14 protein-coding genes are annotated in these 20,136 nt (G+C 74.8%); 8 read left to right on the top strand and 6 right to left on the bottom strand.

Annotated elements, in window-relative coordinates; genetic code table 11:
• Nucleotides 1–10: 10 nt before the first annotated feature.
• Genes nudC through CHF15_RS13905 form a run of 3 tightly spaced genes read right to left on the bottom strand, consistent with a single transcriptional unit; the run spans nt 11 to nt 5,889 of the window.
• Nucleotides 11–964, bottom strand: a complete 954-nt coding sequence (gene nudC / locus CHF15_RS13895) for an NAD(+) diphosphatase (protein WP_089224075.1) — start codon at nt 962–964, stop codon at nt 11–13.
• Nucleotides 965–1,007: 43 nt separating this feature from the next.
• The gene (locus CHF15_RS13900; RefSeq protein WP_089224437.1) at nt 1,008–2,396 is read right to left on the bottom strand and encodes a dipeptidase; all 1,389 of its coding nucleotides are present in this window, start codon (nt 2,394–2,396) and stop codon (nt 1,008–1,010) included.
• A 10-nt stretch (nt 2,397–2,406) separates the two neighbouring features.
• Nucleotides 2,407–5,889 (bottom strand): ATP-dependent helicase, encoded by a 3,483-nt coding sequence (locus CHF15_RS13905; protein WP_089224438.1) that lies wholly within the window; start codon nt 5,887–5,889, stop codon nt 2,407–2,409.
• 118 nt (nt 5,890–6,007) lie between these two features.
• On the opposite strand from CHF15_RS13905, the gene CHF15_RS13910 reads away from it, so the two are divergent.
• Together CHF15_RS13910 and CHF15_RS13915 are read left to right on the top strand one after the other, a co-directional pair.
• Nucleotides 6,008–6,286, top strand: coding sequence for a type II toxin-antitoxin system Phd/YefM family antitoxin (locus CHF15_RS13910; RefSeq protein WP_089224076.1), 279 nt, complete (start codon nt 6,008–6,010; stop codon nt 6,284–6,286).
• Nucleotides 6,283–6,690 (top strand): type II toxin-antitoxin system VapC family toxin, encoded by a 408-nt coding sequence (locus CHF15_RS13915; RefSeq protein ID WP_089224077.1) that lies wholly within the window; start codon nt 6,283–6,285, stop codon nt 6,688–6,690. Before CHF15_RS13910 ends, CHF15_RS13915 begins: the two co-directional genes overlap by 4 nt.
• Nucleotides 6,691–6,702: 12 nt before the next feature.
• On the opposite strand, the gene CHF15_RS13920 is transcribed toward CHF15_RS13915, so the two are convergent.
• Both CHF15_RS13920 and CHF15_RS13925 read right to left on the bottom strand, forming a co-directional pair.
• On the bottom strand, nt 6,703–9,990 hold the full coding sequence (locus tag CHF15_RS13920) for an ATP-dependent helicase (RefSeq protein WP_089224078.1): 3,288 nt from the start codon (nt 9,988–9,990) through the stop codon (nt 6,703–6,705).
• Nucleotides 9,991–10,224: 234 nt separating this feature from the next.
• Nucleotides 10,225–10,623 carry an MGMT family protein gene (locus tag CHF15_RS13925; RefSeq protein WP_089224079.1) on the bottom strand — a complete coding sequence of 133 codons (399 nt, stop codon included), beginning with the start codon at nt 10,621–10,623 and terminating at the stop codon, nt 10,225–10,227.
• A 173-nt stretch (nt 10,624–10,796) separates the two neighbouring features.
• Between CHF15_RS13925 and CHF15_RS13930 the strand changes: the two genes are divergently transcribed.
• Nucleotides 10,797–13,853, top strand: coding sequence for a lysylphosphatidylglycerol synthase transmembrane domain-containing protein (locus CHF15_RS13930; protein ID WP_107418549.1), 3,057 nt, complete (start codon nt 10,797–10,799; stop codon nt 13,851–13,853).
• Nucleotides 13,854–13,905: 52 nt separating this feature from the next.
• Complete coding sequence (locus CHF15_RS13935) at nt 13,906–14,571, top strand: NIPSNAP family protein (protein ID WP_089224080.1); 666 nt, start codon at nt 13,906–13,908, stop codon at nt 14,569–14,571.
• Here the strand turns inward: CHF15_RS13935 and CHF15_RS13940 are convergent.
• Entirely contained in the window at nt 14,544–15,596 is a 1,053-nt protein-coding gene (locus tag CHF15_RS13940; RefSeq protein WP_089224081.1) for an ATP-dependent DNA ligase, read from the bottom strand. The two genes, CHF15_RS13935 and CHF15_RS13940, sit on opposite strands and share 28 nt — an antisense overlap.
• 91 nt (nt 15,597–15,687) lie before the next feature.
• On the opposite strand from CHF15_RS13940, the gene ligD reads away from it, so the two are divergent.
• The 4 genes from ligD to CHF15_RS13960 all read left to right on the top strand — a co-directional run bounded on the left by ligD (nt 15,688) and on the right by CHF15_RS13960 (nt 20,078).
• Complete coding sequence (gene ligD / locus CHF15_RS13945) at nt 15,688–16,719, top strand: non-homologous end-joining DNA ligase (protein ID WP_089224082.1); 1,032 nt, start codon at nt 15,688–15,690, stop codon at nt 16,717–16,719.
• A gap of 65 nt (nt 16,720–16,784) precedes the next feature.
• Nucleotides 16,785–17,876 (top strand): hypothetical protein, encoded by a 1,092-nt coding sequence (locus tag CHF15_RS13950; RefSeq protein WP_089224083.1) that lies wholly within the window; start codon nt 16,785–16,787, stop codon nt 17,874–17,876.
• Nucleotides 17,873–18,940: a phosphotransferase family protein gene (locus tag CHF15_RS13955; protein ID WP_089224084.1), complete on the top strand. Its 1,068-nt coding sequence runs from the start codon at nt 17,873–17,875 to the stop codon at nt 18,938–18,940. The genes CHF15_RS13950 and CHF15_RS13955 overlap by 4 nt, the downstream gene beginning before the upstream one ends.
• A 268-nt stretch (nt 18,941–19,208) precedes the next feature.
• The gene (locus CHF15_RS13960) at nt 19,209–20,078 is read left to right on the top strand and encodes a glycerophosphodiester phosphodiesterase (RefSeq protein WP_089224085.1); all 870 of its coding nucleotides are present in this window, start codon (nt 19,209–19,211) and stop codon (nt 20,076–20,078) included.
• Nucleotides 20,079–20,136 lie beyond the last annotated feature (58 nt).

Consider the following 20,136-nt stretch of genomic DNA (forward strand, 5'->3'; position numbering starts at 1 on the left):
GGGCCCGCGTTCAGCGGCGGGCGGGCAGCGGCATCCCGTACCAGCGCTCGATCAGCCGCGCCGCGATGGAGATCCCGTAGGGCGGCAGCACCTCGCCGGTCTCCATCGCCTTGCGGTACTCCTCGCGGGAGAACCAGCGCGCCTCGTGCAGTTCCTCGCCGTCCACGGTGATCTCCGCGGACGTGGCGCGCGCCATGAAGCCCAGCATCAGGCTGGAGGGGAACGGCCAGGGCTGGCTGGAGACGTACGACACCTCGCCGACGGTCACCCCGGCCTCCTCGGCGACCTCGCGCACCACGGCCTGTTCGAGGGACTCCCCCGGCTCCACGAAGCCCGCGAGCGTCGAGAAGCGCCCCTCCGGCCAGTGCACCTGGCGGCCCAGCAGCGCCCGGTCCTCCTCGTCGGTGACCAGCATGATCACCGCGGGGTCGGTGCGCGGGTAGTGCTCCGCGCCGCAGGCAGGGCAGCGGCGGATGTGGCCCGCGGCCGCCACCACGGTGCGCTCCCCGCAGCGCGAGCAGAAGCGGTGCATGCGCTGCCAGTTCTCCAGCGCGACCGCGTGCACCATCAGGCCGGCGTCGCGGTCCGACAGCAGGGCCCCGACCTCCCGGAGCCCGGCCGGGCGGGCCGCCTCGTCCAGGCGTCCGGGCAGCGAGTCCTTCTGCAGCGCGAAGTAGCGGACCCCCTCGTCGTCGACGCCGAGGAAGTAGCGGTGCACCTCGCTCTCCGGCGCCTCGAAGCTCGGCATCATGACCAGCTCGGTGCGGCCGTCCGGGGTGTCCTCGACCAGGACCTGACCCCCGGAGACCACGAACACCTGCGTCTTGGGGTGGCTCCAGGCGGCGGCCAGCCAGGCCTCGTCGAGCCGGTGCTCGGCGGCGCGGTCTACGCCGGACGGGCGGGCGAGGGGCGGCGGGAAGGCCGTCGTGTCGAAGGTGGGACCGGTTCCGGACGTATCGGACAAGATTCCTGTCAACTCCCCGTAGCGCGCGGATGGGTGCGGATGCTCACAGAGTCGTGAACTCGCTCCAGAGGTACGCGGACGTCTCCACGCCCTTGAGCAGAAGGTCCAGTTCCACCTTCTCGTTCACCGAGTGCCAACCGTCGGACGGCACGGAAATTCCCAGGAACAGGACGGGGACATCGAGAACGTCCTGCAGGTCGGCCGCCGGGCCCGAGCCGCCCTCGCGGGTGAACAGGACCTCCTTGCCGAAGGCCCGGCTCATCGCCCGGGTCACCGCGCGCAGCGCTGGGTGCTCCAGCGGGGTCAGGCAGGGGCGGGTGGCCCCCCAGAAGGTGATCTCGTGCCGGATCCCGGCCGGGACGCGTGCGGCGACCCAGTCGGCGACCAGCCGCTGCACCCGGTCGGTGTCCTGGCCGGCCACCAGCCGGAAGGACAGCTTCAGCTGCGCCGAGGACGGCACGATCGTCTTGCCGCCGGGACCCTGGTAGCCGCCGCCGATGCCGTTGACCTCGGCGGTCGGCCGGGCCCAGACCCGCTCCAGGGTGGAGTAGCCGGCCTCGCCGCTCGTCGCGTGCGACCTGGCGGTGCGCAGCCAGCGCTCCTCGTCGAAGGGCAGCCGGGCGAACAGTTCGCGCTCGTGGTCGGTGAGCTCCTGGACGCCGTCGTAGAAGCCGGGGATCGCCACCCGGCCGTCCGCGTCGTGGAGCGCCGCGGCGAGCCGGGCCGCCTCGGTCGCCGGGTTGGGGACGGCGCCGCCGAAGGACCCGGAGTGGATGTCCTGGTCGGGGCCGTGGAGGTCGATCTGGCAGTCGGCCAGGCCGCGCATGCCGGTGCACACGGTCGGGGTGTCCTCGTCCCACATGCCGGTGTCCGAGACGATCACGGTGTCGCAGGCCAGCCGCCCGGCGTGGGCGCGCACGAGGTCGGCGAAGTGCGGGGAGCCGGACTCCTCCTCGCCCTCGATCAGCAGCTTCAGATGCACCGCGGGGGCGGTGCGGCCGGTGGCGGCCAGGTGCGCGCGGACGCCGAGTGTGTGGAAGAACACCTGGCCCTTGTCGTCCGCGGCGCCCCGTCCGTACATCCGGCCGTCGCGGATCCGCGGCTCGAAGGGCTCGCCGTCCCAGCCGTCCTCGAGGGCGGCGGGCTGCACGTCGTGGTGGCCGTAGACGAGCACAGTCGGCGCGTCCGCGGCGTCGGAGGGCCACTCGGCGAAGACCGCGGGGGCACCGGGGGTCTCCCACACCTCGGCCACCGGGAAACCGGTCTCCTTCAGCTTCGCCGCCAGCCACTCGGCGCTGCGCCGTACGTCGGCCGCGCGCTCCGGATCGGCCGAGACCGAGGGGATGCGCAGCCATTCGGCGAGGTCGCCGAGGAAGGCCTCGCGATGGGCTTCGACGTACGTACGGACGACGCTGTCCGGGGTGGTGCTCATGGCCTTGAGCCTATCGGGCCGTGCCGGGACCCCCGGCGTCGGCACCGTGCGCGGCCCCCGGCCCGGATTCGCGTCCGGGCGCCGGCCCGCCCAGCAGCAGGCGTTCCAGCGCGGCCCGGTCGGGCAGCGGCCCGGGCCGGGTCAGCTCCCCGGTACGCACGTGCAGGAAAGCCGCGGTGACCTGCGACAACGGCACTCCGCGCTGCTCGGCCCAGGCGAGCCGGTAGACGGCCAGCTGCAACGGGTCGGCGGTGCCGGCCCGCCCGGTCTTCCAGTCGACGATCTCGTAGCCGTCACCCTCCCGGTACACCGCGTCGATCCGGCCGCGGATCACCCTCCCGGCGAGACCGAGCTGGAACGGCGCCTCGACGCGGTAGGGGGTGCGCTCGGCGTACGGGGTCCGCAGGAAGGCCTCCTTGAGCGCGGCGAGGTCGCGCTCGTCGGCGATCTCGTCGTCGCCCTCCATGCCGGGCAGATCCTCGGGGGCGATCAGCGGCAGCTCCTCGAAGCGGGACTCGACCCAGGCGTGGAAGCGGGTGCCGCGCCGGGCCGCGGGCCGCGGCGGACGGGGCATGGGGCGGGCCAGCTCGCGGGCGAAGCCGTCGGGGTCGGCGGCCAGCCGCAGCAGCGCGGAGGCGCTGAGCGTGGTGGGCAGCAGGACGTCCCGGACGGCCGCCCGGGAGCGGAGCAGCTCCTCGGTGAGGGCGTCGAGGTCCCGGTCCCAGGACGCGACGGCGCGGGCCTCCTCGGGGAGCAGGGCCCGCGCTCCGCCTCCGTACCCGTGCGCGGGCGGACCGGGCTGGTCGGGGATGGCGGGGCGGTCGGCCGGCAGGTCCTCCCGGCCGCCGGCGTCGTCCTCGCCGTAGGGGCCTTCGTACGGATCCTCGTACGCGTCGTAGTCGCCGTACGTGTCGTAGTCGCCGTACGCGTCGTAGTCGTCGAACGCCTCGTACGGCGGCTCCTCCTCGTCCTCGGGGGGCGGCGGCCACTCGGGGTCGGACGGCGCGGCCGCCGGGTGCGCGGCCGGGGCCTGGAGATGGGCCAGCACATTGCGCGCGGCCTCGCGGCGACGGGCCATGGCGGCCTGGTCCAGGGGCAGCGGCCACGGTGTCTCGCCCGTACGGGCCAGGGCCGGGTTGCCGGCGTCGGGCGCGGGCTCCTCGGCCCAGTGCTCGACCTCGCCGTGGCCGGCCTCGCAGTGCGCGCGCAGCGCCTCGAGGAAGGCGGACGGGCCGAAGGGCCGCTTCTGGCTGGGCCCCCACCAGTGGCCGGAGCCGAGCAGCAGGGAGCGCGGCCGGGTGAAGGTGACGTAGCCGAGCCGCAGCTCCTCGACCCGGTTGTGCTCGGCCATGGCCGCCTTGAAGCCGGCCAGGCCCGCCCGCGACCACTCCTCGACGTCGGGGAGGGTGGCGGCGTCACCGCGCAGCGCGTGCGGCAGCACCTTGGCGTTGAAGTGCCACAGCTCGCGGCCCCGCTCGCTCGGGAAGCCCTTGCGGACCAGCCCCGGGACGGCCACGACGTCCCACTCCAGGCCCTTGGACTTGTGCGCGGTGAGCACCTTCACCGTGTTCTCGCCGCCGGGCAGGGAGCTGTCCAGGCCCTTCTCGTACTGCGCGGCGGTGCGCAGGAAGCCGAGGAAGGCCAGCAGCGTGGCCTCGCCGTCCAGGGAGGCGAAGCCGGCCGCGATGTCCAGGAAGGCGTGCAGGGTCTCCCGGCGGCGGGCGGCCAGCGCGTGCGGGGACGCGGAGAGCTCGACCTCCAGGCCGGTGACGGCGAGCACCCGGTGCAGGACGTCCATGAGCGGGTCGGCGAGGGAGCGGCGCAGCTCGCGTATCTCGGTGGCCAGGCGCGCGAAGCGCACGCGCGCCTCGGCCGAGAAGGGCAGGCGGTCCTCGGGCTCGCCGTCGACGAAGGTCTCCAGTGCGTCGGCGAGCGAGATCACCTCGGCCGGGTCGACGCCCTCCACCGCGGCGGCCAGCCGGTCCGCGGTGTCGCCGCGGCCCGGCACCAGCAGCCGCGCGCGCCGCCCGAGCAGGGCCAGGTCGCGCGGCCCGATCCGCCAGCGCGGCCCGGTGAGCAGCCGGACGAGGGCGGCGTTGGCCGTCGGGTCCTGCAGCACCTCGCAGACGGCGACCAGGTCGGCGACCTCCGGCAGGTGCAGCAGCCCGGAAAGGCCGACCACCTCCACCGGCACGTCGCGGGCGACGAGGGCCGCGTGGATGTCGGCGAAGTGAGCCGCGGCCCGGCACAGCACGGCGATCTCGCCGGGCGCGGTGCCCGTGCGGACCAGGTGCGCGATGGAGTCGGCGATCCAGGCGATCTCCTCCTCCTGGGTGGGCAGCAGCGCGCAGCGCACCACGCCGTCCCGTTCGGCGCCGGGTGCGGGCCGCAGGGCCTCGACGCCCTCGTGGCGCTCGCGCAGCTCTACGGCGAGGTCGTTGGCGAGGTCGAGCAGCCGGCCGCCGCTGCGCCGGTTCTCCGACAGGGACTGGCGGCGGGCGGGCGTCCCGTCGGCGTGCGCGAAGTGGAGCGGGAAGTCGTCGAGGTTGGCCACCGAGGCGCCGCGCCAGCCGTAGATGGCCTGGCAGGGGTCGCCGACCGCGGTCACCGGATGGCCCGTGCCGTCGCCGAACAGGGCGGAGAGCAGCAGGCCCTGGGCGACGGAGGTGTCCTGGTACTCGTCGAGCAGCACCACGGCGTACTGCTCGCGCAGGATGCGGCCGACCTCGGGGCGGGTGCGGGCCAGGGTCGCCGACAGGGCGATCTGGTCGCCGAAGTCGAGCAGGTCGCGCTGCTTCTTCTCGGCGCGGTACGCGGCGGCGAGCCCGGTCAGGTCGGCGCGGGCGCGGGCCGTCTCGGGGAGCCTGCGCAGATCCGCGTTGGTGAGCCGGACGCCGTCGAGGGCGGCGAGCCACTCCCGGTCGTGGGCGAGCAGCCGCTCGGGCGGCACGAGGTGCTCCGCCAGCTCGCCCTCCAGCGCCAGCAGATCGCTGACCAGGCTCGGGATGCCCTTGGTGAGCGCCGGGAAGGGGCCGGGCGCGGCCCGCAGGACGCGCGCCGCGAGCTGGTAGCGCGTCGCGTCGGCGAGCAGCCGCGCGGTCGGCTCCAGCCCGATGCGCAGCCCGTGCTCCTTGAGCAGCTGTCCGGCGAAGGCGTGGTAGGTGGAGATCTGCGGCTCGCCCGGCGCGTGGTCGGGGTCCGCCGGGTCGGGGTCGCCGACGCCGGCCCGGACGAGGGCCTTGCGCACGCGCTCCGACAGCTCCCCGGCGGCCTTGTTGGTGAACGTCAGCCCCAGCACCTGCTCGGGCGCGACCTGCCCGGTGCCGACCAGCCACACCACGCGGGCCGCCATGACGGTCGTCTTCCCGGAACCGGCACCGGCCACGATCACCTGCGGGGCGAGCGGCGCGGTGATGCACGCCGTCTGCTCCGGGGTGAACGGGATGCCCAGCAACTCCTTCAGCTGCTCGGGACCGGTGATGCGGGAGGACACGAAGGGGAGGTTATCGGGCGCCACCGACAGCGGACCCCGCCGCCCGGCCGGCCGGCTGTCATCGGTTCGGGCGCATTCCGCCCTACCGATGTAGAACATCGCGTTCTACGCTGGAAGCATGGAGCGCATCCCGGTACGCGAGCTGAACCAGAACACCAGCGCCGTGCTCGCGCGCGTGCAGCACGGCGAAACATTGGAGGTGACCGTGAGCGGAACCCCGGTGGCCCGTCTCGTGCCCGTCTCGGGCAGCCAGTCCGTACTGGACCGCATGGTCGCCGAGGGACGCGCCACCCCACCCGCGGCCTCAGGTCCGATCCCGGCGCCGCCTGTGCTCGGCGATCCGGGGATCGACACGGCGGCCGCACTCGTCGCCATGCGCGAGGAGGAGCGCTGGTGATCTACCTGGATTCGGCGGCGATCGTGAAGATGGTCCGCCGGGAGCAGGGCACACGGGAGTTGATCGCTTGGCTGAACGACCGCCCTGGCGAACCCCTGGTGTCGTCGTCGCTCGTCGAGGTGGAGGTGCCACGTGCCTTGCGCCGGTCGGCCCCGCAGGCACTCGCCGGCGTCCCCGGTGTGATCACCCGGCTCTACCGGATCGAGATCGACGCGGCCGTCCGTGCCACGGCTTCCGCCTACAGTGATCCGCTGCTCCGCTCGCTCGACTCGATCCACCTCGCGACGGCGCAGCTCCTGGCCGGTCAGGCGGGCGCGGATCCGCTCGTGTACGTCACGTACGACCAGCGCCTGCTGAAGGCGGCGCAGGACATCGGGCTGCGGGCCGAGGCACCCGGCGGCTGAGCCGTACCCCCGTCACTCCACGACGTGCCGTCCCTCCGAGCGGGCGCTGCAGGAGGCGCGGAAGGCGCAGTTCTCGCAGTGCTGGCCGGTGGAGGGGGTGAAGCGCTCGTCGAGGACGCGGGCGGCCGCGCCGGCGAGCAGGGCGTCGGCCCAGTCGCCGCTCAGCGCCTCCTGGTGCTGGACGGTGGGCTGGGTGTCGCCGCCGTCGCGGCGGGCCGCGCCGATGCGGAGCTGGACGAGCTCGGCGCCGCCGGGGGCGGGCCGGGTGCCGTGGAAGAGCTCGTCGACGGCGCCCTCGCGGACGGCCAGCTGGTAGACGGCGAGCTGCGGGTGGCCCTCGACCTCGGCGGCGGTGGGCTTGGCCTTGCCGGTCTTGAAGTCGACGACGTAGGCGTTGCCGTCCGCGTCGGTCTCGACGCGGTCCATGCTGCCGCGGATGCGGACGGCCACCTCCCCGGCCTCCAGGGTGACGTCGAAGCCGTGCTCGGAGGCGACGGCCTGGCGGCCGCGTTCCATGACGTGCCAGCGCAGGAAGCGCTCCAGGGCGGCGCGGGCGTTCTCCTTCTCCTGCTGGGACTTCCAGGGCGCGTCGAAGGCCAGCGCGTTCCACACCGAGTCCAGCCGCTCCATGAGCACGTCCAGGTCGGCCGGGGTGCTGCCGGAGGCGACCTCGTCGGCGAGGACGTGCAGGACGTTGCCGAAGCCCTGGGCCGCCGTGGAGGGCGGCTCGGCCTTCACTTCGCGGCCGAGGAACCACTGCAGGGCGCAGGTGTTGGCCAGCTGGTCCAGCGCGCTGCCGGAGAGGGTGACCGGCTTGTCGCGGTCCCGCAGCGGCACCTCGGAGCGGGTCGGCTCGTACAGGCCCCACCAGCGTTCGGGGTGGGCGGCGGGCACCAGGGGCTGGCCGGCGTCCTCCAGGGCCGCGAGCCGCGCCAGGCGGCGGGCGGCGGCCTCACGCAGGGCCGGGGAGACGGCCGGGTCGACGGTGGTGGCGCGCAGCTCGGCGACGAGGGCCGCGACCGACAGCGGGCGGCGCGCCCGGTGGGTGACGTCGGCGGGCTCGACGCCGAGCTCGGTGAGGAAGCGGGAGGGCTGGTCGCCGTCGTCGGCGGCCGCCTTCACGGCGGTCACGACGAGCCGCTCGCGGGCCCGGGTGGCCGCGACGTAGAAGAGCCGGCGCTCCTCGGCGAGCAGCGCGCCCGGGGTGAGCGGCTCGGCGAGGCCGTCGCGCCCGATGCGGTCGGCCTCCAGCAGCGAGCCGCGGCGCCGCAGGTCGGGCCAGAGCCCCTCCTGGACGCCGGCGACGACGACGAGCCCCCACTCCAGGCCCTTGGAGCGGTGCGCGGTCATCAGCCGTACGGCGTCGGGGCGTACGGCTCGGCGGGTCAGCACGTCGGCGGCGATGTCCTGGGCGGACAGCTCCTCCAGGAAGTTCAGCGCGCCGCGGCCGCCGGTGCGCTCCTCGGCGCGGGCGGCGGCGTCGAAGAGCACGCACATCGCGTCCAGGTCCCGGTCGGCGTTGCGTCCGGCCGCGCCGCCGCGCGCGGCGGCCCGCTCCAGCCGGCCGGGCCAGGGGGTGCCGTCCCACAACCCCCACAGCGCCTCCTCGGCGGTGCCGCCGCCGGCCAGCAGCTCGCGTCCCTTGCGCAGCAGCCCGCCGAGCCGCTGGGCGCCCCGTGCGTACGAGGGGTCGTGCGCCACCAGCCGCTCGGGCTCCGCCAGCGCCTCGGCGATCAGCTCGTCCGACGGCCGCGGCACGGCGGCCCCGGCGGCCCGCTCCTCCTCGCGCAGGGCGCGGCCCAGGCGGCGCAGGTCGGCGGCGTCCATGCCGCCGAGCGGGGAGCCCAGCAGGGTGAGGGCGTCCTCGACGCGCAGGCCCGGCTCCGGGGCGTCGGGCAGGGCGGCGTGGGCGCAGACCCGCAGGGCGAGCAGCAGCGGGGCCACGGCGGGCTCGTCGCGCAGCGGGAGGTCGTCGCCGTCGATGTCGACGGGCACCCCGGCGGAGGTCAGGGCCCGCCGCAGCACGGGCAGCGAGCGGGAGCCGGCGCGGACCAGGACGGCCATGTCGGACCAGGGGACGCCGTCCTCCAGGTGGGCGCGGCGCAGGACGTCGGCGATGCCGTCGAGTTCGGCGCCGGGCGTGGGGTAGGTGCGGACGGCGACCGAGCCCCCGTCGCGGACCGGCGCGAGCTCGCGGTGGGCGCGGACGGCGGCGGCCGGGAGCCGGGTCAGCGGCATCCGGCGGGTGAGGAGCCGGGTCGCGGCCAGCAGGCCGGCGCCGGAGCGGCGGGACGTGGTCAGGACCCGGACGCCGGCGGGGCGGCCGTCGGCGTGCCGGAAGGCGTCGGGGAAGCCGAGGATGCCGTTCACGTCGGCGCCGCGGAAGGCGTAGATGGACTGGTCGGGGTCGCCGAAGGCCACCAGGTGGCGGCCGCCGCCGGCGAGCGCCTGCAGCAGCCGCACCTGCGCCGGATCGGTGTCCTGGTACTCGTCGACGTAGACGGCCTCGTAGGCCCCGGCGAGGTGGCGGGACACCTCGGGACGCCCGGCCAGCAGCACCGCGCGGTGCACCAGTTCCGCGTAGTCGACGACGCCCTGGAGGTCGAGGACGTCCAGGTACTCGGCGAGGAAGCCGGCCGCCGCCGACCAGTCGGGGCGGCCGGTGCGGCCGGCGAACGCGGCCAGGGCGCGCGGGCCGAGGCCCAGCTCGCGGGTGCGGGCCAGCACCGCCCGCACCTCGTCGGCGAAGCCGCGGGTGGTCAGCGCCGCGCGCAGCTCGTCCGGCCAGCGCACCCCGGTCCGCCCCCGCCGCTCCAGTTCGGCCTCGCCCGCCAGGAGCTCGCGCACCGCCAGGTCCTGCTCGGGGCCGGACATCAGCCGCAGCGGGTCGGCGAAGAGCTCGGGGTCCTGGTGGGCGCGGACCAGGGCGTAGCAGAAGGAGTGGAAGGTGGTGGCCTGCGGTGCGGCCGCGCCGCCCATCCGGGCGGTCATGCGGTCCCGCAGTTCACCCGCGGCTTTGCGGCTGAAGGTGAGGACGAGGATCCGTTCCGGGTCGGTGCCGCGCCGCACGCGTTCGGCGACGGCCTCGACCAGGGTGGTGGTCTTCCCGGTGCCCGGTCCGGCGAGGACGAGGAGCGGACCGCCCGGGTGCTCAACCACCGCGCGCTGTGCGGCGTCCAGTTCAGGGGGCGTCACCGGTTCCGGAGCGGTCCGTAGCAGCCGGTAGCCGCCGGAAGGCCCGACCGTCCCCCCGGAGCGCCGTGCGGCGGCGTCCGTCTGGCGTGTGGAGGAGGAGGTCACGTGGTTCGCCGGTTCCGTGTGCGTGCGGGTGCTTGTGCGGTGGCCTGTGCCGCCGGTGGCCGGGTGAGGCCGGGTGCCGACGGTACGCCACCGGTCACCGGGGCCGCCGCGCGTCCCGTCCTTCCCGTACGGATGCGGGAGCGGCCGGGCGCGGGCTGCCGTACTCCGTCCGGACGGCCGATCGCATCAACCGGTCCCGGATGGCGGAAGCTGGATGGTGTGAGCGTCCGGTCGTCAGTCGTCCTTGCCGGGGCCGGGCACGGGGTCCGTGCCGTCCCAGCGGGCCCCGCGCATGTCGAGACGGGGTATGTGGCCCTTAGCCGCCCGCGGAGCCGGGCGAAGCGGGGTGCCCTCGGCGCGGTAGTGCTCCAGGGCGCGCAGCTCGTGGCCCGGCAGCAGCCCGCCGTCCGCGCGCACCACGCGCCACCACGGCACGGCCCCGCCGTACAGCGCCATGACGTGGCCCACCTGCCGGGGGCCGCCCTCCCCCAGCCATTCGGCGACGTCGCCGTACGTCATGACCCGTCCGGGCGGGATCCGCTCGGCGACGTCCAGCACGCGCTCCGCGTACGCGGGGAGCTCCGGGACGTCGTCCGGAGCATCCTCCGGGTCGTGCGCGGTGTCCTTGCTCATCCGTCACATGGTGCCCCACGGCACCGACAGCGGCGGGCGCAGGGAGCGCGCGCAGGGGCGCCCAGAACGGCGAATTGCCCCCTCCTGCGCCCATGCGCGGGCTGCTCGTGCCACCATCATCCGGGCGGTGACTGGTGATACGAGATCAAAAAGAGACAGCCGGAGAGCACGACGTGAGCGGGAACGGAGCCGCTCGCGCGGTCCCCGCTGCCTCCGAGGGCCCGGGGGACGCCGCCCCGGCCGGAGGTTCGTCCGCCGTGCCGCAGGCCCCGCGGGCGCCCGGTGACGCGGACGAGGCGGCCCGCGGCCTGCCGTCCACGGGTGCCGCGGCGACCCCCGGCGACGACGCCGTGACCGCAGCGGACGACGGGCCCCCCGGTGAGACGCCGGCCACAGCCCCGCCCGCGCGGGCCGCCGCGTCCTGCGGGCCGGACGACGGGCCGCGAGCCGCCGGGGCGACCGGCGCGGACCACTCCGACGGTGACGGCGCGGCCGCTCCGGCGGAGGAGCCGGCCCCGTCCGCACCGCGGTCGGCCGATGTCACCGCGGAGCCCGGCGCGCCGGAGGAGGACGCCGGGGACGAGGCCACCGCGGCGAAGCCGCCTCACGGTGGACACGGACACGACGCGGACGACGGCTCACGGGCCACCGGAACCTCCCCGCACACCGACCCGGTGGCGCGCGACGAACCGCTGCTGCCCGCGCGCGTGCACCGGCCCGTCGACCTCGTGCGCTTCCTCTTCGGGCTGCTCGGCATCGCGATCGTGCTGATGATCGCGGGCTTCGCGCACGCGACGACCTCCGGCGTGGAGCAGGACATCGCCGAGGGCGCGACGCACGCGCCCGAGCCGCTGATCACGATCGCCGGGCTGCTGGCGACCGTGGCGGTGCTGATCGTGCCCGTGGCGTTCGCCGTGGAGCGGCTGATCAAGCGGGACGGGCTGCGCATCGCGGACGGCGTGCTGGCCGCGGTCCTGGCCCACGGGGTGTCGCTCGCGACCGACCTGTGGGTCTCGGACGCGGCGCCGGTGGCGATCCGGGACGCGCTGACCCGGGACGCGCCCGGCGGCGGGATCACCGACCCCGTCCACGGCTATCTGGCCCCGGTGATCGCCTACATGACCGCGGTCGGCATGGCCCGGCGTCCGCGCTGGCGGGTGGCGCTGTGGTTCGTGCTGGTCGTGGACTCCTTCGCGGTGCTGGTGGGCGGCTACACCACTCCGTTCTCGATCATCGTCACCGTGCTCATCGGCTGGACGGTGGCCTACGGCACCCTCTACGGGGTCGGCTCGCCGAACGTCCGCCCGACCGGCCAGAACCTGCTCGCGGGCCTGCGCAGGGTGGGCTTCGCCCCGCTGACGGCGGTCCGCGCCGAGGACGAGTTCCCCGACGCGCCGGACTCCGACCGCGGCCGCCGCTACCTGGTGACCCTGGAGGACGGCCCGCTGCTGGACGTCACGGTGGTGGACCGCGAGCAGCAGGCGCACGGCTTCTTCTACCGGATGTGGCGCCGCCTCCAGCTGCGCGGGATCACCCAGCGGCGCAGCCTGCAGTCGCTGCGCCAGGCGCTGGAGCAGGAGGCGCTGCTCGCCTACGCGGCCATCGCCGCCGGCGCCAAGGCCCCGCGGCTGATCGCCACCTCGGAGCTGGGCCCGGACGCCGTGATGCTGGTCTACGAGCACATGGGCGGACGCTCGCTGGACGCGCTGCCGGACGAGGAGATCACCGACGACGTCCTGCACGGCGCCTGGGAGCAGGTGCGGGCGCTGCAGTCGCGGCGGATCGCGCACCGCAGGCTGGTCGGCGAGGCGCTGAAGATGGATCGTTCCGGCGGCGTCTTCCTGACCGATCTGCGCGGCGGGGAGATCGCCGCGGGCGACATCGTGCTGCGCATGGACGTGGCGCAGCTGCTCACCACCCTGGCGCTGCGCGTCGGCCCGGAGCGGTCGGTGGCCTCGGCCGTGGCCGTGCTGGGCCCGGACGCCGTCGCCGACTCCCTGCCGCTGCTGCAGCCGATCGCGCTGAGCCGCACCACCCGGGCCACGCTGAAGCAGCTCGCCAGGGAGCGGGCGCAGCGCGAGCGCGACGCCGTGCTGGCCGCGTCCCGGGCCCGGCGCGCGGACGGGGAGGCCGGGGAGACCGCCGCCAAGGACGCGGGCAAGGAGACCAAGGCCGAGCGGCGGGCCGAGAAGAAGGCGATGGAGGACGCGCTGGAGGGGGTCCGCGAGGAGGACCTGCTCACCCGGATCCGCCACCAGGTGCTGCTCATCCGTCCGCAGGCCCCGGTGGAGCCGGTGCGGCTGGAGCGGGTGCGGCCGCGCACACTGATCAGCATCATCGCCGGTGCCTTCGCCGCGTACTTCCTGCTCTCCCAGATCAGCAGCATCGACCCGGCGACACTGCTGGGCCAGGCGAACTGGATCTGGGTGATCGTGGCCGTGCTGGCCTCCGCGCTCAGCTACGTCGCGGCGGCGATGGCGCTGTCCGGCTTCGTGCCGGAGAAGCTGTCCTTCCTGCGCACCACGCTGGCGCAGATCGCCGGCTCCTTCGTGAAGCTGGTGGCCCCGGCCGCCATCGGCGGTGTGGCGCTCAACACGCGCTATCTGCAGAAGTCGGGCGTACGCCCCGGCCTCGCGGTGGCGAGCGTGGGCGCCTCGCAGCTGGTCGGCCTCGGCTCGCACATCAGCCTGCTGCTGGTGTTCGGCTACATCACCGGCACCGAGAAGACGCCCTCGCTGTCGCCGTCCCGGACGGTGATGGCGGGGCTGCTGACGGCCGGCGTGCTCTTCCTGGTCGTCACCGCCGTACCGCCGCTGCGGCGCTTCGTCTCCACCCGGGTGCGGGCGCTGTTCGCCGGGGTGGTGCCGCGCATGCTGGACGTGCTGCAGCAGCCGATGAAGCTCACCACGGGCATCGGCGGCACGCTGCTGCTGACCCTCGCCTTCGTGCTGTGCCTGGACGCGAGCATCCGCACCTTCCACGGCGAGGTGAACTTCGCGGCGATCGCGGTGGTCTTCCTGGCGGGCAACGCCCTGGGCTCGGCGGCCCCGACCCCGGGTGGCCTGGGCGCGGTCGAGGGCGCGCTGATCGCCGGTCTGACCACCATCGGCCACCTGGACTCGGCGACGGCCACCTCCGCGGTGCTGCTGTTCCGGGTGCTGACCTTCTGGCTGCCGGTGCTGCCGGGCTGGCTGGCGTTCACCACGCTCACCAGGCGGCAGGCGCTGTGACGCGGGCCCACTGACAGGAGATGTCAGTGGGCCGCCCCTACGGTCCCCGGTCATGGAGACCACGCACATCGTCGAACTGCGGCAGTACACCCTGCGCCCCGGCGCCCGGGACACCCTGACGAAGCTGTTCGAGCGCGAGTTCGTCACCGGCCAGGAGGCCGCCGGGATCCGGGTCGGCGGCCGTTTCGCCGACCTGGACGACCCGGACCGCTTCGTGTGGATGCGCGGCTTCCCCGGGATGCCCGCGCGGCTCCGCTCGCTGCGCGCCTTCTACGGGGGCCCGGTGTGGCGGGCGCACCGGGACGCCGCCAACGCCACCATGACCGACTCGGACGACGTCCTGCTGCTGCGCGGCCCCGGCTACCGCGTACCGCCGGACGCGGGCCAGGTCGTCGTGACCGTCTGCCACCCCGCCGACCCGGAGGTCTTCGCCGGGGCCCTCGCGGGGCCCGGCGGGCTGCCGGCGGACTCCGCGGTGCACCGCAGCGAGCACGCGGTGAACGACTTCCCGGCGCTGCCCGTCCGTACCGGCGAGGACGTCGTCCTCTGGTTCACCGCCTTCGCCGACGCCCGGGAGCGGCCCGGAGGGCCCGCGCTGCCCGCCGCGGCGGCACGGCTCCCGCTGCTGCGGCCCCCGCAGCGACTGCGGCTGGCGCCGGTACGCGTACCGGCACCCGAGGACCGGGGGCCTCAGCGCAGGATGTCGCCGAGGTCGTAGCCGACCGGTTCCTCCAGCTGAGCGTAGGAGCAGCCGGCGGGGTCGCGGTCGGGCCGCCAGCGGCGGAACTGGGCGGTGTGCCGGAAGCGGTCGCCCTGCATGTGGTCGTAGGCCACCTCCAGGACGCGCTCGGGCCGCAGCGGGATCCAGGAGAGGTTCTTCCCCGCGCTCCAGCGGCTCTGGGCCCCGGGCATGCGGCCGCCGGGCTCTGCCTCGGCCCAGTCCGCCCAGGGGTGGCCCTCGGCGGACTCCATGCGCAGCGGCTCCAGTTCGGCGACGAGTTCCTCGCGGCGCCGCATGGGGAAGGAGGCGCAGACGCCGACGTGCTGGAGCCGGCCGGCGGCGTCGTGCAGGCCGAGCAGGAGGGAGCCGACGATGGGGCCGGACTTGTGCCAGCGGAAACCGGCGAGCACGCAGTCGGCGGTGCGCTCGTGCTTCACCTTGATCATCACGCGTTCGTCGGGGCGGTATCCGACGTCGGTGGGCTTGGCGACGACGCCGTCCAGTCCGGCGCCCTCGTACTGCTCGAACCACCGCCGCGCGAGTTCGACGTCGGTGGTGGCGGGGGCGACGTGGACCGGCGCCCGTGCCGGGCCGAGCGCGTCGACGAGGGCCTGGCGGCGCCAGGTCTGCGGGTCGGCCATCAGGGAGCGGTCGCCGAGTGCCAGCAGGTCGAAGGCGACGAGGGAGGCGGGGGTGCGTTCGGCGAGCTGGCGCACCCGGGAGTCGGCGGGGTGGATGCGCTCCAGCAGCGCGTCGAAGTCCAGCCGGCCCTCGCGGGCGATGACGATCTCCCCGTCGACGACGGCACGCGGCGGGAGTTCGGCGCGGACCGCCTCGACGACCTCCGGGAAGTAGCGGGTCAGCGGCTTGCCGGTGCGGCTGCCGATGTCCACCTCGGCGCCGTCCCGGAAGACGATGGCGCGGAAGCCGTCCCATTTGCCCTCGTACAGCATGCCGGGCGGGATCGCGGCGGCGGACTTGGCGAGCATCGGCTTCACGGGCGGCATCACCGGGAGGTCCATGCCGCGATTCTCCGCCCGACAGGCGCCGCCCGCCCGTCGGGCCTACCGTGTCGGGGACGGGAGAGGCGGTCACGCGAGAGGCGGTGGCGGCATGGCGGAGGCGGTCGAGCTGACCGTCGGCGAGCGGACGGTCCGGATCTCGAACCCGGGGAAGGTGTACTTCCCGGAACCGGGCTTCACCAAGCTGGACGTGGCCCGCTACTACCTCGCGGTCGGCGACGGCGTCCTGCGGGCGCTGCGCGACCGGCCGACGACGATGGAGCGTTACCCGGACGGGGTCGAGGGCGAGTCGTTCTTCCAGAAGCGCGCGCCGAAGAACACCCCGGACTGGATCCCCACCGGCCGCATCCGCTTCCCCTCGGGCCGGCACGCCGACGAGATCTGCCCGACCGAGACGGCCGCGGTCGTCTGGGGCGCCAACCTCGGCTGCCTCACCTTCCACCCCTGGCCGGTCCGGCGCGGCGACCTCGACCACCCGGACGAGCTGCGCATCGACCTCGACCCGCAGCCCGGCACCGACTTCTCCGACGCGGTGCGCGTCGCCGTCGAGCTGCGCGGGCTGCTGGAGGAACTGGGACTGCGCGGCTGGCCCAAGACCTCCGGCGGGCGGGGCCTGCACGTCTTCGTCCCCATCGAGCCGGAATGGACGTTCACGGGGGTGCGGCGGGCCGCCATCGCCATCGCCCGCGAGATGGAGCGGCGGATGCCCGACCAGGTCACCAGCGCGTGGTGGAAGGAGGAGCGCGGCGAGAAGATCTTCGTCGACTACAACCAGACCGCGCGCGACCGCACCATCGCCTCCGCCTACTCCGTACGGCCCAAGCCGAACGCCCCGGTCTCCGCGCCGCTGCGCTGGGAGGAGGTCCCGCAGGTGCACCCGCTGGACTTCGACCTGGTCACGATGCCCGCGCGGTTCGCGGAGCTGGGCGACGTGCACGCCGGCATGGAGGCGCAGGCCCACCGGCTGGACGCCGTCCTGGAACTGGCCGAGCGCGACGAACACGACCGCGGGCTGGGCGACATGCCGTACCCGCCGGACCACCCCAAGATGCCCGGGGAGCCGCTGCGGGTGCAGCCGAGCCGGGCCAGGCGCAAGCCGGACGGCGAGGCCGGCGGGGACTGACCGCGCGGCACGGGGCACGGCACGACCTCTTCCCACCGCGACCGCGCTGACGCATCATCAGGCGCATGCCCGCGCCTCGACCCGTGCCCCTGGACGAGTACCCGGTCCATCAGATCGCCCGTTCCATGCGCCATGTCGCGACCGGCGACCGCAACGCCTACGACCGCTCGATCTTCCACTTCTTCGACCACGAGGGCCGCGCCCTGCTCGTCACGGGCCTCGGCGTCTACCCCAACCTCGGTGTCACCGACGCCTACGCGACCCTGACCCGCGGCAGCGCCATGCTCGCCGTGCGCGCCTCCGACGCGCTCGGCGAGGACCGCATGCGGCAGCATGTCGGGCCGCTGCGCGTGGACGTCCTGGAACCGCTTCGCAGGCTCCGGCTGACCTGCGACGACGAGTTCCTCTCCTACGACCTGGAATGGGAGGCCGCCTTCCCGGCCGTCGAGGAGCCGCACCACGCCCAGTACCGGGGCGGCCGGCTCTTCCTGGAGGCCAGCCGCTTCGTCCAGGCCGGCACCTGCCACGGCGTGGTCCGCACCGGCGACGGCGAGGAGATCCGCGTGGAACGCGGACGCTGGACGGCCACGCGGGACCGCAGCTGGGGGGTGCGCCCGGTGCCCGGCGAGGCCCCGGGGCGGGCCGAGGAGGAGCACCGCCCGCACGGTTTCCACTGGCTGTGGATACCGATCCGGTTCGACGACCGCTTCGTCATGGTGATCGCCCAGGAGGACGCCGACGGCTACCGCTCCCTGGACGAGGCCCTGCAGATCACCGAGCACGGCCCGGACCGGCAACTGGGCCGGGCCGCGGTCGACATCACCTACCGGGAGGGCACCCGGGTGCCGGTCTCGGCCGTCGTCCACCTCGACAGCGGGAAGATCGAGGCCGAGGTGATGGTCTCCAGCCCGCTCGCCGTCGGCGCCGGATACCCGCCCGCCCGCGACTGGCAGCACGGCGAGTGGAAGGGCCGCGGATGGCTCGACCGCCGTGCGTATGACCTGACGGATCCGGCGGTCATGGCGCCCACCGCGTACGGAGTCACCGACCACGCCGCGCGTTTCGCCTGGGACGGCCGGGTCGGCTACGGCATCTTTGAGCACGGCAGCTTCGGCCGCCACACCCCCAGCGGCTTCACCGGTCAGGAGGCCATGTGACAACGGTGCGCACCACCACCCGCGATCCCCGACTGCTGCGCAGCCGCCTCGACGAGTGGCTGGCCGCGAAGCACCCCGGCGCCCACAGCCGCGGCGTGCACCTCCCCGCCGCCAACGGGCTGTCCAGCGAGACCGTCCTGTTCGACCTGGCCGTCCCCCACCCGGAGGGCACCGCGCGCCAGCGCATCCGCCCCTGCGTGCTGCGGCTGGCCGGCGACCCCGACGCCTACGCCGTCTTCCCGACGTACGACATGGCCGAGCAGTACCGCGTCATCCGCACGGTCGCCGCCCGCACCCGCGTCCCCGTGCCCGAACTGCTGTGGCTGGAGCCCGACCCGGGGCCGCTCGGCGCGCCGTTCTTCGTCATGGAGCGCGTCCCCGGGCGCGTCCCGCCGGACGTCATGCCCTACACCTACGGCGGCAACTGGCTCTTCGACGCCTCCGAGGAGGACCGGGCCCGGCTGGAGCGCTCGACGGTGCGGGTCCTCGCCGAACTCCACACCGTCCCCGGCGAGGGGACGCTGCGCGCCCACGTCGACGCCCAACGCGCCTACTACGAATGGGTCGTCGACGGACCGGCCCGCTCCCGACTGATCGAGCGGGCCTTCGCCTGGCTGGAGAAGCACTGGCCGGCCGACCCCGGGCCGTCCGTGCTCAGCTGGGGCGACGCCCGGATCGGCAACATCGTCTACGACGCGGACTTCTCCCCGGTCGCCGTCCTCGACTGGGAGATGGCCTCCTCCGGCCCCCGCGAACTCGACCTCGCCTGGCTGGTGTACCTGCACCGCTTCTTCCAGGACCTCACCGTCACCGCCGGCTTCCCCGGCATGCCGGACTTCCTCGACCGCGACCGCATCGCCGCGACCTACGCGGAACTCACCGGGCACACCCCGCGCGACCTGGACTTCCACCTCCTGTACGCCGCGCTGCGGCACGCGGTCCTGATGCTGCGCATCGGTCACCGCCAGGTCCACTTCGGGGAGCGCGAGATGCCGGCCGACCCCGACGCGCTGATCCTGCACCGGGACACGCTGGAGGCGATGCTGGAGGGCCGCCACCGCTGACCCCCACGACCGGCCCGGAACCTCACGATCCGTGACCACGGGGTCGCCCGGGGCGCCCGCAGCGGCGCTCCCGGCGGCCCCGCGGCCTGTTCCGGCGCGGCCCGGCGGGCCCGGGCGTCCCACGAACTGCGGCCGGACGTCATCCGTGCCACCCTGACGGGGGAACGGGATGTGTTTATTCACCCGTTTGTCATGTCGTGCACCGCTGTGTCCCGGTACGGGCTGCGACCCTCGGTCGGAAGGGCTCGCGCCGTCGTGAGGAGTACGCATGCACCAACACCTCGCCCGCACCGTCACGGCAGCCCTCTTCCTCGGAGCCTCCGCGTTCGTCACCATGCCGGCCCAGGCCGCCCCCGCGGACCCCTCCTCCCCCACGGTCTTCGCCCACCGCGGCGCCTCCACCGAGGCCCCCGAGAACACCCTGGCGGCCGTGCGCCGGGCCCACGAGCAGCACATCAAGTGGATCGAGAACGACGTCCAGCGCACCAAGGACGGGGCCCTGGTCGTGATCCACGACGCGACGCTGAGCCGCACCACCGACGTCGAGCAGGTCTTCCCCGACCGCTCCCCCTGGCGCGTCGCCGACTTCACCCTCGCCGAGATCCGCCGGCTCGACGCCGGCAGCTGGTTCGCCCCGCGCTTCCGCGGCGAGCGCGTCCCGACGCTGCAGGAGTACCTGACCCTCCTCGACCGCGACCAGCAGGGCCTGCTGCTGGAGCTCAAGCAGCCGGAGCTCTACCCGGGCGTCGAGAAGCAGACCGTCGACGCCCTCGAGAAGGCGGGCTGGCTCGACCAGGCCCACCTCGCCGGCCGCTTGGTCATCCAGAGCTTCAGCGCCGACGCCCTGCGCCGCACCCACGAACTGCGCCCGGCCGTCGTGACCGGCTTCCTGGGCAGCCCGCCGGTCTCCCGCCTGAAGGAGTACGCGGCCTTCGCCGACCAGATCAACCCGGACGAGAAGGACGTCACCTACGCCTACGTGCAGGCCGTCCACAGCGTCGACGGCCCCGACGGCAAGCCGCTGCGCGTGAACGCCTGGACGGTCGACGACCTCACCACCGCCGTCCGCATGGCGGCCCTCGGCGCCGACGGCATCATCACCAACCGCCCGGACGTCATCCGCAACGGCGTGCAGTGACCCGGACAGGAGGGTGCGGGACCCGTTGAACCGCGCGGCCCGCGGCGACGTACCAGTC

The sequence above is a fragment of the Actinacidiphila glaucinigra genome (genome assembly GCF_900188405.1).
Taxonomy (GTDB): domain Bacteria; phylum Actinomycetota; class Actinomycetes; order Streptomycetales; family Streptomycetaceae; genus Actinacidiphila; species Actinacidiphila glaucinigra.